Annotated in this window: 13 protein-coding genes, 2 tRNA genes and 2 rRNA genes; 14 read left to right on the top strand and 3 right to left on the bottom strand. The window is 56.2% G+C overall.

Annotated elements, in window-relative coordinates; genetic code table 11:
* Positions 1 to 28 precede the first annotated feature (28 nt).
* The 6 genes from IB212_RS21950 to birA all read left to right on the top strand — a co-directional run bounded on the left by IB212_RS21950 (position 29) and on the right by birA (position 5,587).
* Positions 29 to 105, top strand: a tRNA-Ile gene (locus IB212_RS21950).
* Positions 106 to 143: 38 nt separating this feature from the next.
* Positions 144 to 219, top strand: a tRNA-Ala gene (locus IB212_RS21945).
* A 171-nt stretch (positions 220 to 390) separates the two neighbouring features.
* Positions 391 to 3,294: ribosomal RNA gene (locus tag IB212_RS21940) — 23S ribosomal RNA — on the top strand.
* A gap of 65 nt (positions 3,295 to 3,359) precedes the next feature.
* Positions 3,360 to 3,475 (top strand): 5S ribosomal RNA (rrf, locus tag IB212_RS21935).
* A gap of 124 nt (positions 3,476 to 3,599) precedes the next feature.
* Positions 3,600 to 4,628 carry a UDP-N-acetylmuramate dehydrogenase gene (gene murB / locus IB212_RS21930; protein WP_060571551.1) on the top strand — a complete coding sequence of 343 codons (1,029 nt, stop codon included), beginning with the start codon at positions 3,600 to 3,602 and terminating at the stop codon, positions 4,626 to 4,628.
* Complete coding sequence (gene birA, locus IB212_RS21925; RefSeq protein WP_041911845.1) at positions 4,625 to 5,587, top strand: bifunctional biotin--[acetyl-CoA-carboxylase] ligase/biotin operon repressor BirA; 963 nt, start codon at positions 4,625 to 4,627, stop codon at positions 5,585 to 5,587. Before murB ends, birA begins: the two co-directional genes overlap by 4 nt.
* Before the next feature lie 191 nt (positions 5,588 to 5,778).
* On the opposite strand, the gene bcsG is transcribed toward birA, so the two are convergent.
* From bcsG to bcsE, 3 genes are read right to left on the bottom strand one after another with little or no spacing between them, the layout of a single operon-like run.
* Positions 5,779 to 7,458, bottom strand: a complete 1,680-nt coding sequence (gene bcsG, locus IB212_RS21920; RefSeq protein WP_028014764.1) for a cellulose biosynthesis protein BcsG — start codon at positions 7,456 to 7,458, stop codon at positions 5,779 to 5,781.
* Complete coding sequence (bcsF, locus tag IB212_RS21915; protein WP_072201618.1) at positions 7,451 to 7,645, bottom strand: cellulose biosynthesis protein BcsF; 195 nt, start codon at positions 7,643 to 7,645, stop codon at positions 7,451 to 7,453. Before bcsF ends, bcsG begins: the two co-directional genes overlap by 8 nt.
* On the bottom strand, positions 7,642 to 9,204 hold the full coding sequence (gene bcsE, locus IB212_RS21910; RefSeq protein WP_041911847.1) for a cellulose biosynthesis c-di-GMP-binding protein BcsE: 1,563 nt from the start codon (positions 9,202 to 9,204) through the stop codon (positions 7,642 to 7,644). The genes bcsF and bcsE overlap by 4 nt, the downstream gene beginning before the upstream one ends.
* Positions 9,205 to 9,378: 174 nt before the next feature.
* Here bcsE and bcsR point away from each other — a divergent pair, with 174 nt between their 5' ends.
* The 8 genes from bcsR to IB212_RS21870 all read left to right on the top strand — a co-directional run bounded on the left by bcsR (position 9,379) and on the right by IB212_RS21870 (position 23,523).
* Positions 9,379 to 9,567 carry a cellulose biosynthesis protein BcsR gene (gene bcsR / locus IB212_RS21905; protein ID WP_028014761.1) on the top strand — a complete coding sequence of 63 codons (189 nt, stop codon included), beginning with the start codon at positions 9,379 to 9,381 and terminating at the stop codon, positions 9,565 to 9,567.
* Between the two features lie 11 nt (positions 9,568 to 9,578).
* The gene (gene bcsQ, locus IB212_RS21900; RefSeq protein ID WP_028014760.1) at positions 9,579 to 10,331 is read left to right on the top strand and encodes a cellulose biosynthesis protein BcsQ; all 753 of its coding nucleotides are present in this window, start codon (positions 9,579 to 9,581) and stop codon (positions 10,329 to 10,331) included.
* Positions 10,328 to 12,943, top strand: a complete 2,616-nt coding sequence (gene bcsA, locus IB212_RS21895; protein ID WP_041911848.1) for a UDP-forming cellulose synthase catalytic subunit — start codon at positions 10,328 to 10,330, stop codon at positions 12,941 to 12,943. Before bcsQ ends, bcsA begins: the two co-directional genes overlap by 4 nt.
* A 10-nt stretch (positions 12,944 to 12,953) precedes the next feature.
* Positions 12,954 to 15,374 (top strand): cellulose biosynthesis cyclic di-GMP-binding regulatory protein BcsB, encoded by a 2,421-nt coding sequence (bcsB, locus tag IB212_RS21890; RefSeq protein ID WP_041911849.1) that lies wholly within the window; start codon positions 12,954 to 12,956, stop codon positions 15,372 to 15,374.
* 6 nt (positions 15,375 to 15,380) lie between these two features.
* The gene (bcsZ, locus tag IB212_RS21885; protein ID WP_041911850.1) at positions 15,381 to 16,487 is read left to right on the top strand and encodes a cellulose synthase complex periplasmic endoglucanase BcsZ; all 1,107 of its coding nucleotides are present in this window, start codon (positions 15,381 to 15,383) and stop codon (positions 16,485 to 16,487) included.
* A complete protein-coding gene (bcsC, locus tag IB212_RS21880; RefSeq protein ID WP_041911851.1) occupies positions 16,469 to 19,951 on the top strand; it encodes a cellulose synthase complex outer membrane protein BcsC in 3,483 nt (1,160 codons plus the stop codon). Before bcsZ ends, bcsC begins: the two co-directional genes overlap by 19 nt.
* A 119-nt stretch (positions 19,952 to 20,070) precedes the next feature.
* The gene (gene hmsP, locus IB212_RS21875) at positions 20,071 to 22,077 is read left to right on the top strand and encodes a biofilm formation regulator HmsP (RefSeq protein WP_028014755.1); all 2,007 of its coding nucleotides are present in this window, start codon (positions 20,071 to 20,073) and stop codon (positions 22,075 to 22,077) included.
* Positions 22,078 to 22,236: 159 nt separating this feature from the next.
* Positions 22,237 to 23,523 carry a dicarboxylate/amino acid:cation symporter gene (locus IB212_RS21870; protein ID WP_028014754.1) on the top strand — a complete coding sequence of 429 codons (1,287 nt, stop codon included), beginning with the start codon at positions 22,237 to 22,239 and terminating at the stop codon, positions 23,521 to 23,523.
* Positions 23,524 to 23,707 lie beyond the last annotated feature (184 nt).

The raw sequence follows: 23,707 nt of genomic DNA, 5'->3' as shown, positions 1-23,707 counted from the left end.
ATGAAAAACAGCAGTAAAAAACCTCTACAGGCTTGTAGCTCAGGTGGTTAGAGCGCACCCCTGATAAGGGTGAGGTCGGTGGTTCAAGTCCACTCAGGCCTACCAAATTTGCGAAGCAAATTTGAAGAGGTTGGCAAAACGATGGGGCTATAGCTCAGCTGGGAGAGCGCCTGCTTTGCACGCAGGAGGTCTGCGGTTCGATCCCGCATAGCTCCACCATCTTTTACTGCGAACACAAGAAAACTTCAGAGTGAACCTGAAAAGGTGCACTGCGAAGTTTTGCTCTTTAAAAATCTGGATCAAGCTGAAAATTGAAACGACACATCTTTAATGGTGTGTTCGAGTCTCTCAAATTTTCGCAATCAGAAGTGAAACATCTTCGGGTTGTGAGGTTAAGCGACTAAGCGTACACGGTGGATGCCCTGGCAGTCAGAGGCGATGAAGGACGTGCTAATCTGCGAAAAGCGACGGCGAGGTGATATGAACCTTTGACCCGTCGATGTCCGAATGGGGAAACCCAGTGTGATCCGTCACACTATCGTTAACTGAATACATAGGTTAACGAGGCGAACCGGGGGAACTGAAACATCTAAGTACCCCGAGGAAAAGAAATCAACCGAGATTCCCCCAGTAGCGGCGAGCGAACGGGGAGCAGCCCGGAGTCTGAATCAGCTTGTGTGTTAGTGGAAGCGTCTGGAAAGTCGCACGGTACAGGGTGACAGTCCCGTACACGAAAATGCACAGGTTGTGAACTCGAAGAGTAGGGCGGGACACGTGGTATCCTGTCTGAATATGGGGGGACCATCCTCCAAGGCTAAATACTCCTGACTGACCGATAGTGAACCAGTACCGTGAGGGAAAGGCGAAAAGAACCCCGGCGAGGGGAGTGAAAAAGAACCTGAAACCGTGTACGTACAAGCAGTGGGAGCACCTTCGTGGTGTGACTGCGTACCTTTTGTATAATGGGTCAGCGACTTATATTCTGTAGCAAGGTTAACCGTATAGGGGAGCCGCAGGGAAACCGAGTCTTAACTGGGCGTTAAGTTGCAGGGTATAGACCCGAAACCCGGTGATCTAGCCATGGGCAGGTTGAAGGTTGGGTAACACTAACTGGAGGACCGAACCGACTAATGTTGAAAAATTAGCGGATGACCTGTGGCTGGGGGTGAAAGGCCAATCAAACCGGGAGATAGCTGGTTCTCCCCGAAAGCTATTTAGGTAGCGCCTCGTGAACTCATCTTCGGGGGTAGAGCACTGTTTCGGCTAGGGGGCCATCCCGGCTTACCAACCCGATGCAAACTACGAATACCGAAGAATGTTATCACGGGAGACACACGGCGGGTGCTAACGTCCGTCGTGAAGAGGGAAACAACCCAGACCGCCAGCTAAGGTCCCAAAGTCATGGTTAAGTGGGAAACGATGTGGGAAGGCACAGACAGCCAGGATGTTGGCTTAGAAGCAGCCATCATTTAAAGAAAGCGTAATAGCTCACTGGTCGAGTCGGCCTGCGCGGAAGATGTAACGGGGCTAAACCATGCACCGAAGCTGCGGCAGCGACACTATGTGTTGTTGGGTAGGGGAGCGTTCTGTAAGCCGTTGAAGGTGTGCTGTGAGGCATGCTGGAGGTATCAGAAGTGCGAATGCTGACATAAGTAACGATAAAGCGGGTGAAAAGCCCGCTCGCCGGAAGACCAAGGGTTCCTGTCCAACGTTAATCGGGGCAGGGTGAGTCGACCCCTAAGGCGAGGCCGAAAGGCGTAGTCGATGGGAAACAGGTTAATATTCCTGTACTTGGTGTTACTGCGAAGGGGGGACGGAGAAGGCTATGTCAGCCGGGCGACGGTTGTCCCGGTTTAAGCGTGTAGGTGTGTGTTCCAGGCAAATCCGGTTCACTTTAACACTGAGGCGTGATGACGAGGCACTACGGTGCTGAAGTGATAAATGCCCTGCTTCCAGGAAAAGCCTCTAAGCATCAGGTAACACGAAATCGTACCCCAAACCGACACAGGTGGTCAGGTAGAGAATACCAAGGCGCTTGAGAGAACTCGGGTGAAGGAACTAGGCAAAATGGTGCCGTAACTTCGGGAGAAGGCACGCTGATATGTAGGTGAAGTCCCTGCGGACGGAGCTGAAATCAGTCGAAGATACCAGCTGGCTGCAACTGTTTATTAAAAACACAGCACTGTGCAAACACGAAAGTGGACGTATACGGTGTGACGCCTGCCCGGTGCCGGAAGGTTAATTGATGGGGTTAGCGGCAACGCGAAGCTCTTGATCGAAGCCCCGGTAAACGGCGGCCGTAACTATAACGGTCCTAAGGTAGCGAAATTCCTTGTCGGGTAAGTTCCGACCTGCACGAATGGCGTAATGATGGCCAGGCTGTCTCCACCCGAGACTCAGTGAAATTGAACTCGCTGTGAAGATGCAGTGTACCCGCGGCAAGACGGAAAGACCCCGTGAACCTTTACTATAGCTTGACACTGAACACTGGTCCTTGATGTGTAGGATAGGTGGGAGGCTTTGAAGCGTGGACGCCAGTCTGCGTGGAGCCGTCCTTGAAATACCACCCTTTAATGGCTGGTGTTCTAACGTGGACCCGTGATCCGGGTTGCGGACAGTGTCTGGTGGGTAGTTTGACTGGGGCGGTCTCCTCCCAAAGAGTAACGGAGGAGCACGAAGGTTAGCTAATCCTGGTCGGACATCAGGAGGTTAGTGCAATGGCATAAGCTAGCTTGACTGCGAGAGTGACGGCTCGAGCAGGTGCGAAAGCAGGTCATAGTGATCCGGTGGTTCTGAATGGAAGGGCCATCGCTCAACGGATAAAAGGTACTCCGGGGATAACAGGCTGATACCGCCCAAGAGTTCATATCGACGGCGGTGTTTGGCACCTCGATGTCGGCTCATCACATCCTGGGGCTGAAGTAGGTCCCAAGGGTATGGCTGTTCGCCATTTAAAGTGGTACGCGAGCTGGGTTTAGAACGTCGTGAGACAGTTCGGTCCCTATCTGCCGTGGGCGCTGGAGAATTGAGGGGGGCTGCTCCTAGTACGAGAGGACCGGAGTGGACGCATCACTGGTGTTCGGGTTGTCATGCCAATGGCACTGCCCGGTAGCTAAATGCGGAAGAGATAAGTGCTGAAAGCATCTAAGCACGAAACTTGCCCCGAGATGAGTTCTCCCTGAGACTTTAAGTCTCCTGAAGGAACGTTGAAGACGACGACGTTGATAGGCCGGGTGTGTAAGCGTAGCGATGCGTTGAGCTAACCGGTACTAATGAACCGTGAGGCTTAACCTTACAACGCCGAAGATGTTTTGGCGGTGAGAGACAGATTTTCAGCCTGATACAGATAACAGAATTTGCCTGGCGGCTTTAGCGCGGTGGTCCCACCTGACCCCATGCCGAACTCAGAAGTGAAACGCCGTAGCGCCGATGGTAGTGTGGGGTCTCCCCATGTGAGAGTAGGGAACTGCCAGGCATCAAATAAGTGAAGAGGCCATCCGAAAGGATGGCCTTTTTGCGTTTCTGCGCTGCACAAACAGATCCCCCAACGCCCTGCTTATACGGTAAACTACCTGCGTTTTTGCATCAGGATAGCGTCTATGAACCACTCCCTTAAGCCCTGGAATACCTTTGGCATTCAACGTAATGCTAATCAAATTGTACGTGCCGATACTGCACAGCAGCTGCTGGATGCATGGCAAAGCGCAACAGAAAATAACGAACCCGTACTGATTCTGGGCGAAGGAAGCAATGTCCTGTTTCTCGACGATTTCGCGGGAACGGTGATCGTTAACCGCATTATGGGCATTGGTGTGGAAGAGCATGCCGATAGCTGGCATCTGCACGTGGGGGCCGGAGAAAACTGGCATCAGTTGGTGCAATTTACCCTCGAAAAAGGGATGCCGGGTCTGGAAAACCTGGCGCTTATACCAGGCTGCGCCGGATCGTCACCCATCCAAAACATCGGTGCCTACGGCATCGAACTGAAACATGTCTGTGAATATGTCGACTGCATCGAACTAGCGACCGGAACGGCTAAGCGCTTAACGGCAGAACAGTGTCGGTTTGGCTATCGTGACAGTATCTTCAAGCATGAATATCAGGATCGCTACGTGATTGTCGCCGTGGGCCTGCGTCTGCCAAAGAACTGGCAGCCGGTGCTGACCTATGGCGATTTAACGCGTCTCGATCCGGCAACCGTCACTCCCCGCGACGTATTTGACTCAGTTTGCCATATGCGAATGACCAAACTTCCCGATCCGAAAGTAAACGGAAATGCAGGAAGCTTCTTCAAAAATCCGGTTATTAGCAGCGAAAATGCAAAAGCCTTTCTTGAAGGATGGCCCACTGCGCCACATTATCCTCAGGCAGATGGCAGCGTGAAGCTGGCCGCTGGCTGGCTGATCGATCAATGCCAGTTAAAAGGCACGTCCGTAGGTGGCGCTGCCGTTCACCAGCAGCAGGCTCTGGTACTGATTAATCAATGCGATGCGACCAGCGATGATGTTGTACAGCTGGCGCATTATGTTCGTCAACGTGTGGGCGAAAAGTTTAACGTCTGGCTGGAGCCAGAAGTCCGCTTCATTGGCCGCACAGGTGAAGTGAATGCCGTGGAGACCATTGCGTGAAGGACAATACCATTCCGTTAACCCTGATTAGCATCCTTGCTGACGGGGAGTTTCACTCTGGCGAACAGCTGGGCGAGCAGCTGGGCATGAGCCGTGCCGGCATTAACAAGCATATCCAGACGCTTCGCGACTGGGGCGTCGATGTGTTCACGGTGCCGGGAAAAGGCTACAGCCTGCCGGAGCCAATTCAATTGCTGAATGAAGACGTCATCCGCAGCCAGCTTGAACACGGCAACGTTGCGGTGCTGCCGGTGATTGATTCGACGAACCAGTACCTTATGGATCGGCTGAGCGAACTCTCGTCCGGCGATGCCTGTGTTGCTGAATACCAGCAGGCCGGTCGTGGCCGTCGCGGTCGCAAATGGTTCTCGCCATTTGGCGCCAATCTCTATCTGTCCATGTACTGGCGTCTGGAGCAGGGGCCTGCCGCAGCCATTGGCCTGAGTCTGGTCATTGGTATCGTCATGGCGGAAGTGCTACACGATCTGGGTGCCGATCGGGTCCGCGTTAAGTGGCCAAACGATCTGTACCTTAACGATCGTAAACTTGCCGGTATTCTGGTCGAATTGACGGGTAAAACCGGTGATGCGGCGCAAATTGTTATTGGCGCGGGCCTCAATATGGTGATGCGTACTGTCCAGGATGATGTGGTGAATCAGGCCTGGACTAATCTCCAGGAGGCGGGGATTGTTATCGATCGTAACACCCTTGCCGTGCGCATGATTAAAGAGCTGCGCAGTTCACTCACGCTTTTTGAACAGGAAGGCCTGGCACCGTTCCTGTCTCGTTGGGAAAAGCTGGATAACTTCATCAACCGTCCGGTGAAGCTGCTGATTGGTGATAAAGAGATTTACGGCATTTCCCGCGGTATTGACGCACAGGGCGCGCTGCTTCTGGAGCAGGATGGCGCGATCAAGCCCTGGGTGGGCGGTGAGATTTCCCTGCGAAGCGCCGAATAACCGGATGGAGTGAACGATGCGAAAATCCGTCTGCGCTACCCTGGCATTTAACGATGGGGCAGCCTTCCGGAGAGCCCGAAATCACCTCTAAAGACGACGATTCGGAAAGTCTGAAAATGCGGGTGTGGATTTCAGCGCAATAATGACGCACTGACTATCCCCTCTCCCCTGTGGGAAGAGGGGGAAATCAGTTACTGCGGATACGGTACCCAGTCCCCGCCGTTCAGGCGAACGTACGGTTTGTTCTGATACTGAATCACCACCGCGTTGGCGTTCTCGGAGACTTCAGCCGTTTGCGGCAGGTTGCTGGTGAGCTGATCCCAGTTCACGCTATCTTCCACAAACAGCTTCCCGTCAACGGCGCGGGCAACCAGTTCTGAAATCGCCAGATAGCTGCTTGGCTGGGTAATCTCAATTGGTGCCCCCTGGTGCGGTGCCTTCATACCAAAGAATTTAATGCCTGCAGGCACGTTGGTAATGGACGGGCTTGGGATATCGCGCAGGCCGGATACCTGCATTCTGTCGCCTTTCAGCGCGCCACCGTGCTCAGGTACCACGACCACCATCACTTTACGGCCAGATTTTTCCAGCTCCGTGAAGAACGCGTCCAGCTCGTCGAAGAATTTCTGCGCCCGCACTTTGTAATCCGCCGTTTTACTCACCCCCGGGAAATGGTTACCGTCGTGAAGCGGCAGGGTGTTATAGAACGTTGCACTGCGCGGATTACTGTCTTTTTCGATGGTCTGCAGCCAGCGCTGCAGCACGGCGGTATCGTCATAAACCGGCGAGCCATCGAAGCCCAGCAGCGTAACGGGAAGACCGGTTTGATCCATCAGTGGCGCCTGCATGCCTCCCTGTTCACGTACCTCTTTCAGGAAGTTACCGAACTGACCGTTATGCCCCAGCATCAGGTGCTGCGTAAAGCCCAGCTTCGCGAGATTATCGAATAAATAACACTGGTTGCCAGCGGGCTGATACAGGTTTTTATGCGATGCCTGACCGCAGCTTGCTCGCAGCAGGCGGATTGCCGCCGGGCCGCTGTATGAGGTGGCAGAGTTAAAATCTTTAAACTGGATGTCAAAGTGGGACCACAGCGGGTGAGACATCAAACCGGCGGCATCCACGTCGGCCCAGGAGAGGGAACAGATGTTAATCACCAGCAGCTCAAACGGCTGTGCATCGGCTGGCAGCGCATCCGGGAATTTCGTCTGTCGCTTATCTTCAGCGGTATAGAAGCTGGAGAGCCAGGCATTAAGATTGGTGGAGGTCGGCGGTGCAGTCTGCGTTGGAATATCGCCCACCACCGGCGTATCGCCTGCCGTTGTAACGGTAGCCGCTGCGCTTCCTCCCGTCGTGGTTACCGTTGTCGTCGGCTGGCCGGCAGGCCACAGCGAAAAGCTTGGCCCCGCCAGCGTAAGCACGTTAAGCCAGATCATAATGGCGACGACAAACACCGTGACGCGGATCCACTGAGACAGGAACAGCCAGGCAACCAGCAGGACAAAGACGGCGCCAATCATCTGCCAGTTAATGAAACGCTCAACCAGGTCAAGCATATAGTCTGCGCTGAAGCCCGCGACCTGCGATCCCTGGCTCATTATGCTTTCCGGACCAGGCAGCCAGGTATCGTGCCAGAACAGCGCAAAGCCGATGGGGATGGCCACCCAATGGCGTAAACGATGCAGCCTGATGTTCGGCAGAGGCATCAGCAGGAAGGCCATAAACACCAGGTTAAGCAGGGGATGGAAATTCAGATAACCTGCCCAAAGCAGGCCAAACTTCACCAGAAAGTAGAAGTTCCAGCCGGAAAGGCCGCGCCAGTATTGCCAGAGCGGCGAGGGTGACGAAGCGGTATAGGAAGAATTAGTCATGTTTACGGTCTGCCTTGACGTGTGATGCCCGTGTCAGTGTTCCGGCTGGTTTTACATAGCGAGGTTTTACAAACATCACTCTGGCCGTATCACGGATACGGCGTATGGAATGGCGTGCATAGTAGCCAAGCGGGAAAAAGATCAGCGCGCAGAATACGACCAGTTGGATGATATCGCTGATATTCATGATGGTGCGTTCTCCCCGTTCTCAGTTAATAAGCGAAGGGGTTCCGGAACCCGACGCCATACATGTCCGTCATGTCTGGCATTGAGGATCGGTTTTACATCGCTCGTGATTGCGAGCGGTTTAACCCATTGTTCAGGCTGGAGAGCGCGCATTTGCACCAGCTCTGCGCTGATAGCATTATCTTCGAACCAAATCATACGGTTCGAGAAAATATCCCCGGTAGGCAGGGGGAAGATGTGGTTAAGCGCGGTATCAAGATCGTTGACCCGGCAAAACGACAAAAATAGCACCAGGCGATTGTCGCCAATGGTCATGATGTCCCCTGTACGGTTCGGGCGACACAGGGTGAGCGCCTGCTCAACGCGAATGCCCGGGACCGGCCGCAGGGCAACCATAACCCCTTTCCCGTCCGCCGGAAGTAACGTGTTGCTCATCATGTTGCCGACGGCATCGCAGAACGTATCCCATTTCTGGTAGCCACGCAGCTTCATCGGCTGGGTCATGGAGAGCAGCGTGGAGATATCTTCCGGTACATGGCGGCTGAACTGCTGGCCCTGAACGCTTTCAATAAGCGTCAGGCAGCGTGACAGTGGCGCATTCCAGGGGATAACCATATTTGCCCCGCAGCCCAGAAGCAGACGCTCATCGGTAGCACGCAGGCTGGTATTATTTTCGCGCACCACAATTTTTAACGCGCTGCCGCGCTGGCGGCGCAGGGTGTGAATTTGTCTCGCCAGCGTTTCAATCTGATTATTCTGCATCAACGAGAAAACGAGGGTGGCTGCCTGGGTGGTGCGGGCTTCATGAAAAAGCGCTTCGTTAGACTCAAACAGTGTCCAGTTTTCCGAAAGCGCGGGCGCGCCCTCTAAAACCGCAATATGGCTCAGGATGCGCTTTTCATCGCTGCGCGGCTGCACCACGGTTTCTTCCTGCTGTGCCAGGTGCCATTTTCCCTCAATATGTTTAAGAGTCAGCTGTTGCCTGGCGCTCACGCCCTTTTCATTGCACCAGAAGGCAATATCGTAGAGATAGCTGCCTGCCTGGTCACGAAGACTTGCCAGTCCGAACAGGGAGCGATATTCGCCCATCAAAAGTGAGAACAGCTTGTCATTATTACTGCCGGGGTTGACGACCAATAGCGTGCAATTTTGAAACTTTACCCATTTATTGATTTTTTCCAGCCACGACAGCAGTTTTTCAGCAGGAATATTTTGCAGTATGTTATTTGCACATTTAAGAATCACTAAATAGTGATCCGGATCTATAGAGCACTGAACGTCGCGGGACAAAAAGTATAGACTATCCGCTTCCGCTGACATAGAAAACAAACGTACTTTCTGGGGGCCGCTGTCGCTTTCGAGCGTAATTATTTTCTTCGGCTCTTCACCCATGCTAATGACGGCCACGCGGGAATCCTTATCCTGAGCGGCAATTGTCTGGTTTACCAGGCTGATAGCGTCTTCATTACGATCCGTATTAATCCACCAGACTCCACCGACTGGCATGTGGCTCAATTCGTCCCATAATGACTGGATGCCAATAGAAAATATGGAGTCCACGATGTCCCTCTTTTCGTCTAATTTGCCTGTATCTCAGTTTACTAGCGAAAGCGTAGAAATAAACCTAACATTGAAATTAAAGAACATCAGATTTAGCATGTAAATGAAATTTGTCAGGGCAGGATGCCCTGCAACTTCCGAGCGTGCGATTTTCCTCAAAGGGATGGAATAAGAATGGATAATAACGAACCTGCAACCCCAGTCGACTCGACTCTGGGTTACACATTCCAAAACGATTTTCTGGCGCTGGCGCAGGCCTTTTCTCTACCTGAAATAGATTACACCGATATTTCCCAGCGGGAACAGTTGGCTGCTGCTATTAAACGCTGGCCGTTATTAGCTGAATTCGCCCATCAACATTAAGGGAGCCATTGATGGCCATACTCGGATTACAGGGCGTCCGTGGCGGTGTGGGTACCACATCTGTTACCGCGGCGCTGGCGTGGTCATTACAGCTTTTAGGTGAATCGGTGCTGGTGATTGACGCCTGCGCCGATAATTTGCTGCGTATGTCGTTCAACGTCGATTTCACTCGCGAAGAGGGCTGGGCCCGCGCGCTGCTTGATGACAAAGACTGGCGGGATGCGGGGCTACGCTATACCTCCCAGCTGGATTTACTGCCTTTTGGCCAACTGACCACCACAGAACGCGAGAATGAAGCCGCCTATCAGCGTCTGTTTTCGCAGTTCACGCTTGCGCTGCAGAGCCTGAAAGAAAAGGGGCACTACCAGTGGATCCTCCTGGATCTGCCGCACGGCGCCGGGACGCTGACCCGGCAGCTCATCGCCCAGTGCGATCATGTACTTTCCGTGGTGAACGTCGATGCGAACTGCCATATTCGCCTGCATCAGCAGGGACTGCCTCAGAACGCGCACCTCCTGATTAACGATTTACGTATCGGTAGCCAAATCCAGGACGATCTCTATCAGGTGTGGCTGCAAAGCCAGCGCCGCCTGCTTCCCATTGTGATTCATCGGGATGAGGGGATGGCGGAATGCCTCGCCTCCAAGCAGCCGCTGGGCGAATACCGCAGCGACTCGCTGGCAGCAGAAGAGATCCTGACGTTGGCGAACTGGTGTCTGCTGAACTTCGCCAGCAAGGCGGAGCCTGCTGGGAGTTCGGTATGAGTCGACTCGCCAGCTGGCTTCTTATCCCGCCGGTCAGTTCGCGTTTGAGCGACCATTACCGGCACTTTCGCCGGCATGGTGCTCCGGCATTCAGCGCCGCGCTCGGCTGTTTCTGGCTGATTCTGGCCTGGACGTTCATTCCACTCGAGCACCCGCGCTGGCAGCGCATCCGTGCGCGTCACGGCGAATTATACCCACACATTAACCCCGACCGACCACGGCCTTTGGATCCGGCGCGCTATCTTATTCAGGCCGTCTGGCTGGCAATATCGTCATCCCGAACGGAGAAAATAACGCCGCACTGGCGCAGCTATTCCCGCATACAGCAGTTACGTGAACACTATCACCAGTGGCTGGATAAACTGCCCGCTAGCGTCAGCGATAAGACCAGCCATCTGGATAACCATAAAGAGCTTGGGCATCTCCACCCAGGCTTGCGGCGTTTTATTCTCGGCGTGATTGTCGTGTTCTCGCTCATTCTGGCGCTGGTCTGTATTACGCAACCTTTCAACCCCTTGGCGCAGTTCATCTTCCTGATCCTGCTGTGGGGCGTGGCGTTGCTGGTTCGTCGTATTCCGGGCCGTTTCTCGGCGCTGATGCTGATTGTGCTGTCGCTGACGGTTTCCTGCCGCTACATCTGGTGGCGTTACACCTCAACGCTGAACTGGGACGACCCGGTCAGCCTGGTGTGTGGTCTGGTGCTGCTTTTTGCTGAGACCTACGCGTGGATTGTGCTGGTGCTAGGCTATTTCCAGGTGATCTGGCCGCTCAACCGCCAGCCGGTTCCGCTGCCTAAAGACACCACGCAGTGGCCGACCGTCGATCTCTTCGTCCCGACCTACAACGAAGACCTGAGCGTGGTGAAAAACACCATCTATGCCGCGCTGGGCATCGACTGGCCGAAAGATAAGCTCAAAGTCTGGATCCTGGATGACGGTAACCGTCCGGCGTTTCGCCAGTTCGCGGAGGAGGTCGGCGTTGAGTACATCGCCCGCCCGACGCATGAACACGCTAAGGCGGGGAACATCAACAACGCCCTGAAGTATGCCTCCGGGGAGTTCGTCTCGATTTTTGACTGTGACCACGTGCCGACGCGCTCGTTCCTGCAGATGACCATGGGCTGGTTCCTGAAAGAGAAAGAGCTGGCGATGATGCAGACGCCGCACCACTTCTTCTCGCCGGACCCGTTTGAACGTAACCTTGGCCGCTTCCGCAAAACCCCGAACGAAGGCACGCTGTTCTATGGGCTGGTGCAGGACGGGAACGACATGTGGGATGCCACCTTCTTCTGCGGCTCCTGCGCGGTTATCCGCCGTAAGCCGCTGGATGAAATTGGCGGAATAGCCGTTGAAACGGTAACGGAAGATGCGCATACCTCGCTGCGCCTGCACCGTCGGGGCTATACCTCTGCCTATATGCGTATCCCTCAGGCCGCCGGTCTGGCGACGGAATCACTCTCCGCGCACATTGGTCAGCGTATTCGCTGGGCGCGCGGCATGGTGCAGATTTTCCGCCTCGATAACCCGCTGATAGGCAAAGGGCTCAAGCTGGCTCAACGTCTCTGCTACGTCAACGCCATGTTCCACTTCTTGTCCGGCATCCCGCGGTTGATCTTCCTGACCGCGCCGCTGGCGTTCCTGCTCCTTCACGCCTATATCATTTACGCCCCCGCGCTGATGATTGCGCTGTTCGTTCTGCCGCACATGATCCACGCGAGCCTGACGAACTCGAAGATTCAGGGCAAATACCGGCACTCCTTCTGGAGTGAAATCTACGAAACGGTGCTGGCGTGGTACATCGCGCCGCCGACGATGGTCGCGCTGATTAACCCGCACAAAGGGAAATTCAACGTCACCGCGAAGGGCGGTCTGGTGGAAGAAGAGTACGTCGACTGGGTGATCTCCCGCCCGTATATCTTCCTCGTGCTGTTGAATATTGTCGGCGTGATCGCCGGTATCTGGCGCTACTTCTACGGCCCGGAAAACGAAATCCTGACCGTCTTTGTAAGTATGGCCTGGGTGTTCTACAACCTGATTATCCTCGGCGGCGCGGTGGCGGTATCGGTAGAGAGTAAACAGGTTCGTCGCGCGCATCGCGTTGAAATCTGCATGCCTGCGGCGATCGCCCGTGAAGATGGTCACCTCTTCTCCTGTACGGTGCACGACTTCTCTGACGGTGGCCTGGGGATCAAAATCAACGGCCAGGCGAAAGTCCTGGAAGGGCAGAAGGTTAACCTGCTGCTTAAGCGCGGTCAGCAGGAGTATGTCTTCCCGACGCAGGTTGTGCGTGTGGCAGGCAGTGAAGTGGGTCTGCAGCTGATGCCGTTGACCAAAAAGCAACACATTGATTTTGTGCAGTGTACGTTTGCCCGTGCGGATACATGGGCTCTCTGGCAGGACAGCTTCCCGGAAGATAAACCTCTGGAAAGCCTGCTGGATATTCTGAAGCTGGGGTTCCGTGGCTATCGTCACCTTGCAGAATTTGCCCCGTCGTCGGTGAAATTAATTTTCCGGTCACTTACTTCGCTGGTTTCCTGGGTCGTGTCGTTCATTCCTCGTCGTCCCGAGCGGGATGAGACGAAGCAGGCGGACCCGGTTATGGCTCAACAATGATGATAACGCGATGAAAACAAAACTTTCCTGGTTATGTGCAGTGGCAATGGGAGTGAGTGCACTTCCCGCAACAATGGCTAACGCAGCACCCGGTAACGCAGCGGCGACGCCTGCGCCGACGGTACCTGTCGTCGCGCAGGCAACCGATCCGGTTGTTACGGCGGCACCCGGTCAAACAGAAAACATCATTCCGAACCAGCCAACGGAGGGGAACACCCTGCCGGTCGAGAATCCGGTCATCGGGCAGGTGATGCCGGGCGTGCGGGGGGCTAATGCGCCCGTTGTCGCGGATAATGTGCCGTCGCGGGACGTGAAGCTGACCTTCGCGCAAATTGCGCCGCCGCCGGGCAGCATGGTGCTGCGCGGCGTCAACCCTAACGGCAGCATTGAATTTGGTATGCGCAGCGATGAGGTTGTTTCAAATGCGGTACTGAACCTTGAATACACCCCGTCGCCATCCCTGCTGCCGACGCAGTCTCAGCTGAAGGTCTACCTGAACGATGAACTGATGGACGTTCTGCCGGTGACCAAAGAGCAGCTGGGTAAGAAAACACAGGCGCAGGTGCCGATTAACCCGCTGTTCATCACCGACTTTAACCGTATCCGTCTGGAGTTTGTTGGTCACTACCGCGATGTCTGCGAAAACCCCGCCAGCAACACGCTGTGGCTGGACGTCGGGCGTAACTCCTCGCTGCAGATGACCTACCAGCCGCTGGCGCTGAAAAACGATCTGTCGGCGTTCCCGGTTCCGTTCTTCGACCCGCGTGATAACCGTCCGCTCACGCTGCCGATGGTGTTTGCATCGTCCCCTGACGTAACCGAGCAGCTGGCGGCGACCATTGTGGCCTCCTGGTTTGGCTCCCGCTCCGGCTGGCGCGGTCAGAACTTCCCGGTAATGTATGACAAAATGCCGGACAGGAACGCGATTGTCTTTGCAACCAACGCGAAGCGTCCGGGCTTCCTGCGCGACCACCCGGAAGTCAAAGCGCCAACCATTGAGATGGTAAGTCACCCTGATAACCCGTACGTGAAGCTGCTGGTGGTCTTTGGTCGTGATAATAAAGATCTGGTCCAGGCCGCGAAGGCGATTGCTCAGGGCAACGTCCTTTTCCGCGGCAACAGCGTGGTGGTGGACGAAGTTAAGCCGCTACTGGCGCGTAAACCTTATGACGCGCCAAACTGGGTGCGTACCGACCGCGCCGTGACGTTTGGTGAACTGAAAACCTATGAAGAGCAGCTGCAGGCCTCCGGCCTTGAGCCATCGCCGATTAGCCTGTCGCTGAACCTGCCGCCGGATCTGTACTTGCTTCGCACCAACGGCATTGATATCAATCTCAACTACCGCTATACCGCGCCGGCGACGAAAGACAGCTCGCGCATGGATATCAGCCTGAACAACCAGTTCCTGCAATCGTTCAGCCTGCAAAGTACCCAGGACACCAACCGTCTGATGCTCCGCCTGCCGGTGCTGCAGGGGCTGCTGGACGGAAAAACGGACGTCTCTATTCCGGCGCTGAAGCTTGGCGCGATCAACCAGCTGCGTTTTGATTTCCAGTACATGAACCCTATGCCTGGCGGTTCGGTGGATAACTGCATCACCTTCCAGCCGGTACAAAACCACGTTGTGATCGGCGATGAGTCGACCATCGACTTCTCGAAGTACTACCATTTCCTGGCGATGCCGGATCTGCGTGCCTTTGCTAACGCGGGTTTCCCGTTCAGCCGCATGGCCGATCTCTCTGAATCCATTGTGGTGATGCCAAAAGCGCCAAACGAAGGCCAGGTGACGACCCTGCTCGACACCATGGCAACCGTAGGCGCGCAAACCGGATTACCGGCAGTTAACGTCACGTTGACGGACGATGGCAGTCAGATCCAGAACAAAGATGCGGATATCATGGTGATCGGCACCATCCCGGACAAGCTGAAGGATGAAAAACGTATCGACCTGCTGGTGAAAGCCACCGAGTCGTGGGTTAACACGCCGCTTCGCCAGACCGAGTTCCCAAGCATTATGCCGGACGTGAACGACCGTAAGGCCAGCGCGCAGACGGCCGTAACCTCTCAGGGGGCGATGGCTGCGGTGGTGGGCTTCCAGTCTCCTTACAACGATCAGCGTAGCGTGATAGCCCTGCTGGCGGACAGCCCGCGTGGCTATGAGCTGCTGAATACCGCGATGAACGACAGCGGCAAACGTGCCGCGATGTTTGGTTCTGTGTCGGTGATTCGCGAGTCCGGCGTCAACAGCCTGCGCGTGGGTGATGTATATTACGTCGGCCATCTGCCGTGGTTCGAGCGCCTGTGGTATGCGCTGTCGAACCATCCGGTTCTGCTCGCCATCCTGGCTGCGGTCAGCGTGGTCTTGCTGGCATGGGTGCTGTGGCGTCTGCTGCGCATCATCAGCCGTCGTCGCCTTAACCCGGATGAGTAAGACGTGATGAAAGCCTTTCGCTGGTGTGTAGTCGCAGCGTTGATGCTGGCGGCGATCCCTCTTCGCGCCGCCTGTACCTGGCCTGCCTGGGAGCAGTTTAAAAAGGATTACATCAGCGAGGGCGGGCGCGTCATCGATCCGAGCGACACGCGTAAAATTACAACGTCGGAAGGGCAAAGCTATGCGTTGTTCTTTGCCCTGGCCGCTAACGATCGCAAGGCGTTTGACCAGCTGCTGACGTGGACGCGCGATAACCTCGCCAGCGGCAATCTCAACGATCGTCTACCCGCCTGGCTCTGGGGACAGAAAGACAAAGAAAACTGGGGAGTGATTGATACCAACTCCGCCTCAGATGCCGATGTCTGGATTGCCTGGTCGCTGCTCGAAGCGGGCCGGTTATGGAAAGACCCGGACTATACCCAAACGGGCAAGGCACTGCTAAAACGCATTGCCAGCGAGGAAGTGGTGAAAGTGCCGGGGCTCGGCTCAATGCTGCTTCCCGGTAAAGTCGGTTTTGCCGAAGAAAACGCCTGGCGCTTTAACCCCAGCTACCTTCCTCCACAGTTAGCGAGCTATTTCACCCGCTACGGTGCACCGTGGACCACGCTGCGTGAAACCAATCTGCGGCTGCTGCTGGAAAGCGCGCCGAAGGGATTCTCGCCGAACTGGGTGCAGTATCAGAAAAACAAAGGCTGGCAGCTACAGCAGGATAAAACGCTGGAAGGGGGCTATGACGCCATCCGTGTCTATCTTTGGGTGGGCATGATGAGCGATAAAGATCCTCAAAAAGCCCGGCTGCTGACGCGCTTCCAGCCGATGGCGGCAAAGACAATTAAACAGGGCGTGCCGCCGGAGAAAGTGGATGTGGCGACGGGTAAACACACCGGCAATGGCCCGGTCGGGTTCTCTGCCGCGATGCTGCCGTTTTTACAGCAGCGCGATGCCCAGGCGGTTCAGCGCCAGCGCGTGGCAGATCATTTTCCCGATGACAATGCCTACTACAGCTATGTATTGACTCTTTTTGGTCAGGGATGGGATCAGCATCGTTTTCGCTTCACCGCTAAGGGTGAATTAATACCGGATTGGGGCCAGGAATGCGCAAGTTCACAGTAAATCTACTCACTCTATCGCTTGGGCTGGCACTGATGCCGCTGGCGCAGGCCGTTAACTCTCCGCAGCAGAAACAGCTGCTGGAGCAGGTTCGGCTGGGCGAATCGACCCATCGTGAGGATTTGGTTCGTCAGTCGCTCTACCGTCTTGAGCTGATCGATCCGAACAACCCTGACGTCATTGCCGCCCGCTTTCGCTACCTGCTGCGCCAGGGCGATAACGCCGGAGCGCAAAAAGAGCTGGACCGCCTGAAGGGGATCGCCCCTGACTCCGGCGCGTACCAGTCCTCACGCAATACCATGCTGCTTTCCACCCCGGATGGCCGCCAGCAGCTTCAGCAGGCGCGCTTACTCGCTACGACAGGGCACACGCAGGAGGCGATTGCCGCCTATGACAAGCTCTTTGACGGCAACCCGCCGGGCGGCGACGTGGCGACGGAATACTGGAATGTGGTGGCGAAAGATCCTGCCCGTCGCGCTTCGGCCATCAACCAACTGAAAAAAATAAACAGCAGCAGCCCCGGGAATACCCAGCTCCAGACGACGCTGGCCCAGCTTCTGTTCCAGAGCGGACGCCGTGATGAAGGCTTTGCGGTGCTGCAGGAGATGGCTAAATCCACCGGCGGCCGCGGCCAGGCCTCTGACATGTGGTATGAGCAGATCAAAGACCAGCCTGCCAGCAGCGCCAGCGTCACCGCGCTGCAAAAATACCTGACCGTCTTCAGCGACGGCGATAGCGTCGCGGCGGCGCGCGCCCAGCTTGAGGCGCAGCAAAAGCAGCTCGCTGACCCGGCGTTCCGCGCGAAAGCGGAAGGGCTGGCGGCGGTGGATGCCGGGCAGGGGAGTAAGGCGGTGGCGGAGCTGCAAAAAGCCGTCAGCGCCAACCATGCCGACAGTGAAGCGGTGGGGGCTCTGGGGCAGGCCTATTCCCAGAAAGGCGATCGCGCCCGCGCGGTGGCACAGTTTGAAAAGGCGATTGCCCTCGATCCGCAGAGCGATAACCGCGGTAAATGGGACAGCTTGCTGAAGGTTAACCGCTACTGGCTGCTGATCCAGCAGGGGGATGCGGCGCTGAAGGCGAATAACCCGGCGCAGGCGGAGCGTTACTATCAGCAGGCGCGCAACGTCGACAACACCGACAGCTATGCGGTGCTGGGGCTGGGAGATGCCGCTGCGGCGCGTAAAGATAACGACGCGGCGGAGCGTTATTACCGCCAGGCGTTACGTATGGACAGCAGCAACAGCAATGCGGTTCGCGGCCTTGCCAATGTTTACCGCGCGCAGTCCCCGGAGAAAGCCTCGCAGTTTATCCAGTCGCTCTCTGCCAGCCAGCGCCGGAGTATTGATGATATTGAGCGTAGCCTGACTAACGAGCAGCTTTCCGCCCAGGCAGAACAGCTGGAGAGTCAGGGGAAATACGCTCAGGCGGCAGAAATTCAGCGTCGCCGTCTGGCACTCTCGCCCGGTGACGTCTGGATAACCTATCGTCTCTCGCGCGATCTCTACAGCGCGGGCCAGCGCAGCCAGGCGGATACCCTGATGCGCCAGCTTGCCAGCCAGAAACCGTCTGACCCGGAGCAGGTGTATGCCAACGGGCTCTACCTGTCCGGAAACGATCAGGACCGGGCCGCGCTGGCGCATCTGAATACCCTGCCGCGCAGCCAGTGGAACGGCAACATTCAGGAACTTGCCGACCGTCTGCAAAGCAATCAGGTGCTGGAAACCGCCAACCGCCTGCGCGACAGCGGCAAAGAGCAGGAGGCGGAAAATCTTCTGCGTCAGCAGCCTGCCTCCACCCGCATCGACCTGACGCTGGCGGACTGGGCGCAGCAGCGTGGCGATCTGAACGCGGCGAAAACGACGTACAGCGCCGTCCTGCAGCGTGAGCCGCAGAACGAAGACGCGATCCTCGGTTTGACCGAAATTTACAGCGCGGAAGGTAACAAAGATGCCGCCCGTGCAGAGCTCGCGAAACTGCCCGCCGCGCAAAACGGCCAGCCGCTGTCGCTCAATATGCAGCGCCGGATCGCGATGGCGCAGGCAGGTCTGGGCGATTCCGCTGCCGCAGAACAGACCTTCAGCAAAATCATTCCGCAGGCTAAATCACAGCCCGCCTCCATGGAAAGCGCGCTGGTGCTGCGTGATGCTGCCCGCTTCCAGACGCAAAACGGCCAGCCGCAGCAGGCGCTGGAGACGTATAAAGATGCGATGGTGTCGTCCGGCATCACCACGACGCGTCCGGTGGACAATGACAGTTTCACCCGTCTGACGCGTAACGATGAAAAAGATGACTGGCTGAAGCGCGGCGTGCGCAGTGACGCCGGTGATTTGTACCGTCAGCAGGATGTTAACGTCACGCTCCAGCACGACTACTGGGGCTCCAGCGGCACGGGCGGCTATTCCGACCTGAAAGCGCATACCACCATGCTCCAGGTGGACGCCCCGCTCTCTGACGGGCGCATGTTCTTCAGAAGCGATCTGGTCAACATGGACGCTGGCACCTTTGATAACAATAACGGAACCTACGACCCTAAATGGGGAACCTGCTACGACACGCCGTGTAGCGGCAACACCAGCCAGAGCGACAGCGGCGCCAGCGTCGCCGTTGGCTGGCAGAATAAAACCTGGGCGATGGATATTGGTACCACGCCAATGGGCTTTGACGTCGTCGACGTGGTGGGGGGTATCAGCTACAGCAGCGATTTAGGCCCCATCGGCTACACCGTCAACGCCCATCGTCGGCCTATCTCCAGCTCTCTGCTGGCGTTCGCCGGGCAAAAAGATACCAATACCGGCACCACCTGGGGCGGCGTGCGCGCGACGGGCGGCGGGGTAAGTATCAGCTATGACAAAGGCGAGGCGAACGGCGTCTGGTCAAGCCTGAACGCGGAAACGCTGACCGGTAAAAATGTGGAAGATAACTGGCGCGTCCGCTGGATGACGGGTTATTACTACAAGCTTATTAATAAAAACAACGAGCGCCTGACGGTCGGCGTCTCCAATATGCTCTGGCACTACGATAAGGATCTGAGCGGCTATTCCCTCGGTCAGGGCGGCTACTACAGCCCGCAGGAGTATGTTTCCTTCGCGCTGCCGGTGACCTGGCGTAAGCGTACGGAAAACTGGTCCTGGGAGCTGGGTGGCTCGGTGTCCTGGTCCCACTCCAAAACCAAAGACGAGCTGCGTTACCCTATCCAGAGCCTGATCCCGACCGATGAGCCAGGCCGCTATACCGACCGTGGCGCGATGGAAACCGGCAGCTCCTCCTCCGGGACGGGTTATACCGCGCGGGCAATTATCGAACGCCGGGTCACCTCCAACTGGTTTGTGGGCATGGGCGTAGATATTCAGGAAGCGAAAGATTACACCCCAAGCCATGCGCTAATTTATGTGCGCTACTCTGCTGCAGGCTGGCAGGGCGATATGGACTTACCGCCGCAGCCGCTTATTCCTTATGCGGACTGGTAATCGGATTTTCCTTAATCCATTTGTAAGTCTCTCTTAATAGCGCGGCAATCGGGTATACTCAGGCGCGCCAGGTTTACACCCTGGCGCGCCCTGCGCTTCGAGTTTTGTGGAGAGTCATTTTGCGTGTCAGCCGTTCCTTAACGATCAAACAAATGGCGATGGTCTCTGCCGTCACTATGCTGTTTGTACTGCTCTTCTGCGTAATTTTGCTGTTTCATTCCGTACAGCAGAATCGCTATAACACGGCTTCGCAGTTAGAAAGTATCGCCCGCTCGGTGCGCGGCCCGCTCTCCGCCTCGATCCTGAAAGGGGACATTCCCGAAGCGGAAACCATCTTAAAGCGCATTCAGCCTGCCGGGGTCGTTAGCCGCGCCGATGTCGTCTTACCCAACCAGTTCCAGGCGTTGCGGATGAGTTTTATCCCGGAGCGTCCCGTCCCGATGATGGTGATGCGCCTGTTTGAACTGCCGGTGCAAATTTCTCTGCCTCTCTATTCGCTGGAACGTCCTGCCAATCCGCAGCCACTGGCCTACCTGGTTCTGCAGGCGGACTCGTACCGGATGTATAAATTCGTCATGAGTTGGGTGGTTACGTTAGTGACCACTTGCTTACTTATGACCCTGATCATCAGCGTAGCGCTGACGTGGTGTATAAACCGCCTCATTGTCCATCCGCTGCGCCGTATCGCCCGCGAGCTGAATGGGCTTTCGCCGCAGGATCAACTGGGGCACCAGCTTGAGCTGCCGCGTCTACATCAAGACGATGAGATCGGTATGCTGGTGCGCAGCTACAACCTCAACCAGCAGCGCATCCAGCGTCATCAGGATGAGCTAAACAACAGCGCCACGCGCTTCCCTGTGTCGGAGCTACCTAATAAAGCGTTTCTGATGGCAATGCTGGAGCAGACCGTTGCGCGGCAGCAAACCACGGCGCTGATGGTGATTGCCTGTGAAACCCTGCAGGACACGGCGGGCGTGCTCAAGGAGAGCCAGCGTGAAATGCTGCTGCTGACGCTGGTGGAAAAGGTGAAGTCTGTCCTTGCCCCGCGCATGGTGCTGACACAGGTCAGCGGTTACGACCTGGTGGTGATTGCCAACGGCGTGAAAGAGCCGTGGCACGCCATCACATTAGGTCAGCAAGTACTCACTGTCATAAATGAGCGGCTGCCCGTGCAGGGCATCCAGCTTCGTCCGAGCGCCAGTATCGGCATCGCCATGTACTACGGTGATTTAACGGCGGAGCAGCTGTACCGCCGCGCGTTCTCGGCGGCGTTTACCGCCCGGCGCAAAGGGAAAAATCAGATCCAGTTCTTTGACCCGGAGCAGATGGAAAAGGCGCAGCAGCGCCTGACGGAAGAGAGCGATATCCTGACCGCGCTGGATAACCGTCAGTTCGCCCTCTGGCTACAGCCGCAGGTGAATTTACAGACGGGGGAAGTGAAAAGCGCCGAGGCGCTGCTCCGCCTGCAGCAGCCGGATGGCTCCTGGGAGCTGCCGGAGGGGCTGATTGAGCGCATCGAATCCTGCGGGCTGATGGTCACCGTTGGCTATTGGGTACTGGAGGAGTCCTGCCGCCAGCTTGCCGCCTGGCAGGAGCGCGGCGTAACGCTGCCGCTGTCGGTCAACTTGTCTGCCCTGCAGCTTATGCATCCGACGATGGTCTCCGAGATGCTGGAGCTGATCCACCGCTACCGGATCAAGCCTGATACGCTGACGCTGGAAGTGACGGAGAGCCGGCGCATTGACGATCCTAACGACGCGGTGGCCATCCTGAAGCCGCTGCGCAATGCCGGCATTCGCATCGCGCTGGACGATTTTGGTATGGGCTACGCCGGGCTGCGCCAGCTTCAGCACATGAAAGCCCTGCCGGTGGACGTGCTCAAAATCGATAAATCGTTTGTCGACGGGCTGCCGGAAGACAGCAGCATGGTGCAGGCCATCGTTCAGATGGCGCGCAGCCTCAAGGTGCATCTTATTGCCGAGGGGATTGAAACCGAAGCGCAACGCGTCTGGCTGGCAGAGGCGGGCGTCGAGAGCGGCCAGGGCTATCTTTTTGCCCCCGCGGTGCCGCCAGATGTCTTCGAGCAGCGATACCTTTCTGGCGCTGACCATAACGCAAAAGTGTAATTTTGTTGCTGGCTTGTGCGAGCCAGTTCAAAGTTCTTAACATTTGTGTTTCAAATTTGAACCGGGTTTATTTCTGTCCTGTTATACGGGTGTTATTTTAAAGCCGCAGGTTAACCATAACCTTACAAAGCCTGTGGTTTTTCTTCCCAAGGACACCCTATGAAAACCTCACTCTTCAAAAGTCTTTATTTCCAGGTCCTGACAGCCATCGCCATCGGTATTCTGCTGGGTCACTATTACCCGGAGCTGGGCGCGCAAATGAAACCGCTTGGCGACGCGTTCGTTAAGCTCATTAAAATGGTCATCGCCCCGGTGATCTTCTGTACGGTGGTAACGGGCATCGCTGGCATGGAAAGCATGAAGGCGGTGGGCCGTACCGGTGCAGTGGCGCTTCTCTACTTTGAAGTGGTCAGTACCCTTGCGCTGATTATTGGTCTGGTCATCGTCAACGTGGTACAGCCTGGCGCGGGTATGAACGTTGATCCCTCTACGCTGGATGCCAAAGCGGTTGCGGTCTATGCCGAACAGGCGAAGGATCAGGGCGTGGTGGCCTTCCTGCTGGACGTCATCCCTGGCAGCGTCATCGGCGCCTTCGCCAGCGGAAACATTCTGCAGGTGCTGCTGTTTGCCGTGATGTTTGGCTTCGCCCTGCACCGTCTGGGCAGCAAGGGCCAGCTTATCTTCAACGTGATTGAAAGCTTCTCGCAGGTCATCTTTGGCATCATCAATATGATCATGCGCCTGGCGCCGATCGGTGCCTTCGGTGCGATGGCCTTCACCATCGGCAAGTATGGCGTTGGCACGCTGGTGCAGCTGGGTCAGCTGATCATCTGCTTCTACATCACCTGTATTCTTTTCGTGGTGGTGGTGCTGGGCTCCATCGCCCGTGCGACAGGCTTCAGCATTTTCAAATTCATCCGCTACATCCGTGAAGAGCTGCTGATTGTTCTGGGGACCTCCTCTTCAGAATCGGCGCTGCCGCGTATGCTCGACAAGATGGAAAAGCTGGGGTGCCGTAAATCGGTGGTCGGCCTGGTGATCCCGACGGGGTACTCCTTCAACCTTGACGGTACCTCGATATACCTGACGATGGCGGCCGTGTTTATCGCCCAGGCGACCAACAGCCATATGGATATTTTCCATCAAATCACCCTGCTGGTGGTGCTCTTGCTGTCGTCTAAAGGGGCTGCGGGCGTGACGGGCAGCGGCTTTATCGTGCTGGCGGCCACCATTTCTGCGGTGGGGCATCTGCCGGTGGCGGGTCTGGCACTGATTCTTGGTATTGACCGCTTTATGTCTGAGGCGCGTGCCCTTACCAACCTGGTGGGTAACGGCGTGGCCACGGTGGTGGTCGCGAAATGGGTGAAAGAGCTGGATCACAAGAAGCTCAACGATACGCTGAATAATCGCGCGTCTGATAGCAAAAATCCTGGTTTAACCTCCTAATCTTGTCACAATTGCCCGCATTCCCTTGTCGGGATGCGGGCTCCTGCGCATAATAACTGTTCATACCTGTCATAATTCGACAAGATTTTTTTTGGGTATATTTCACTTCGGACCGTGACGTTTTGCCGAACGCGCGGTCTAATCGACGTGTTTTCATCGTCATCTTTTAGAGTGCAGCGCGTCG

This window comes from Enterobacter sp. E12, from assembly GCF_014596715.2.
In the GTDB taxonomy this organism is placed as follows: domain Bacteria; phylum Pseudomonadota; class Gammaproteobacteria; order Enterobacterales; family Enterobacteriaceae; genus Enterobacter; species Enterobacter bugandensis.
Note: the sequence above shows the minus strand (reverse complement) of the source record. Positions and strands in the feature narration are given on the sequence as shown.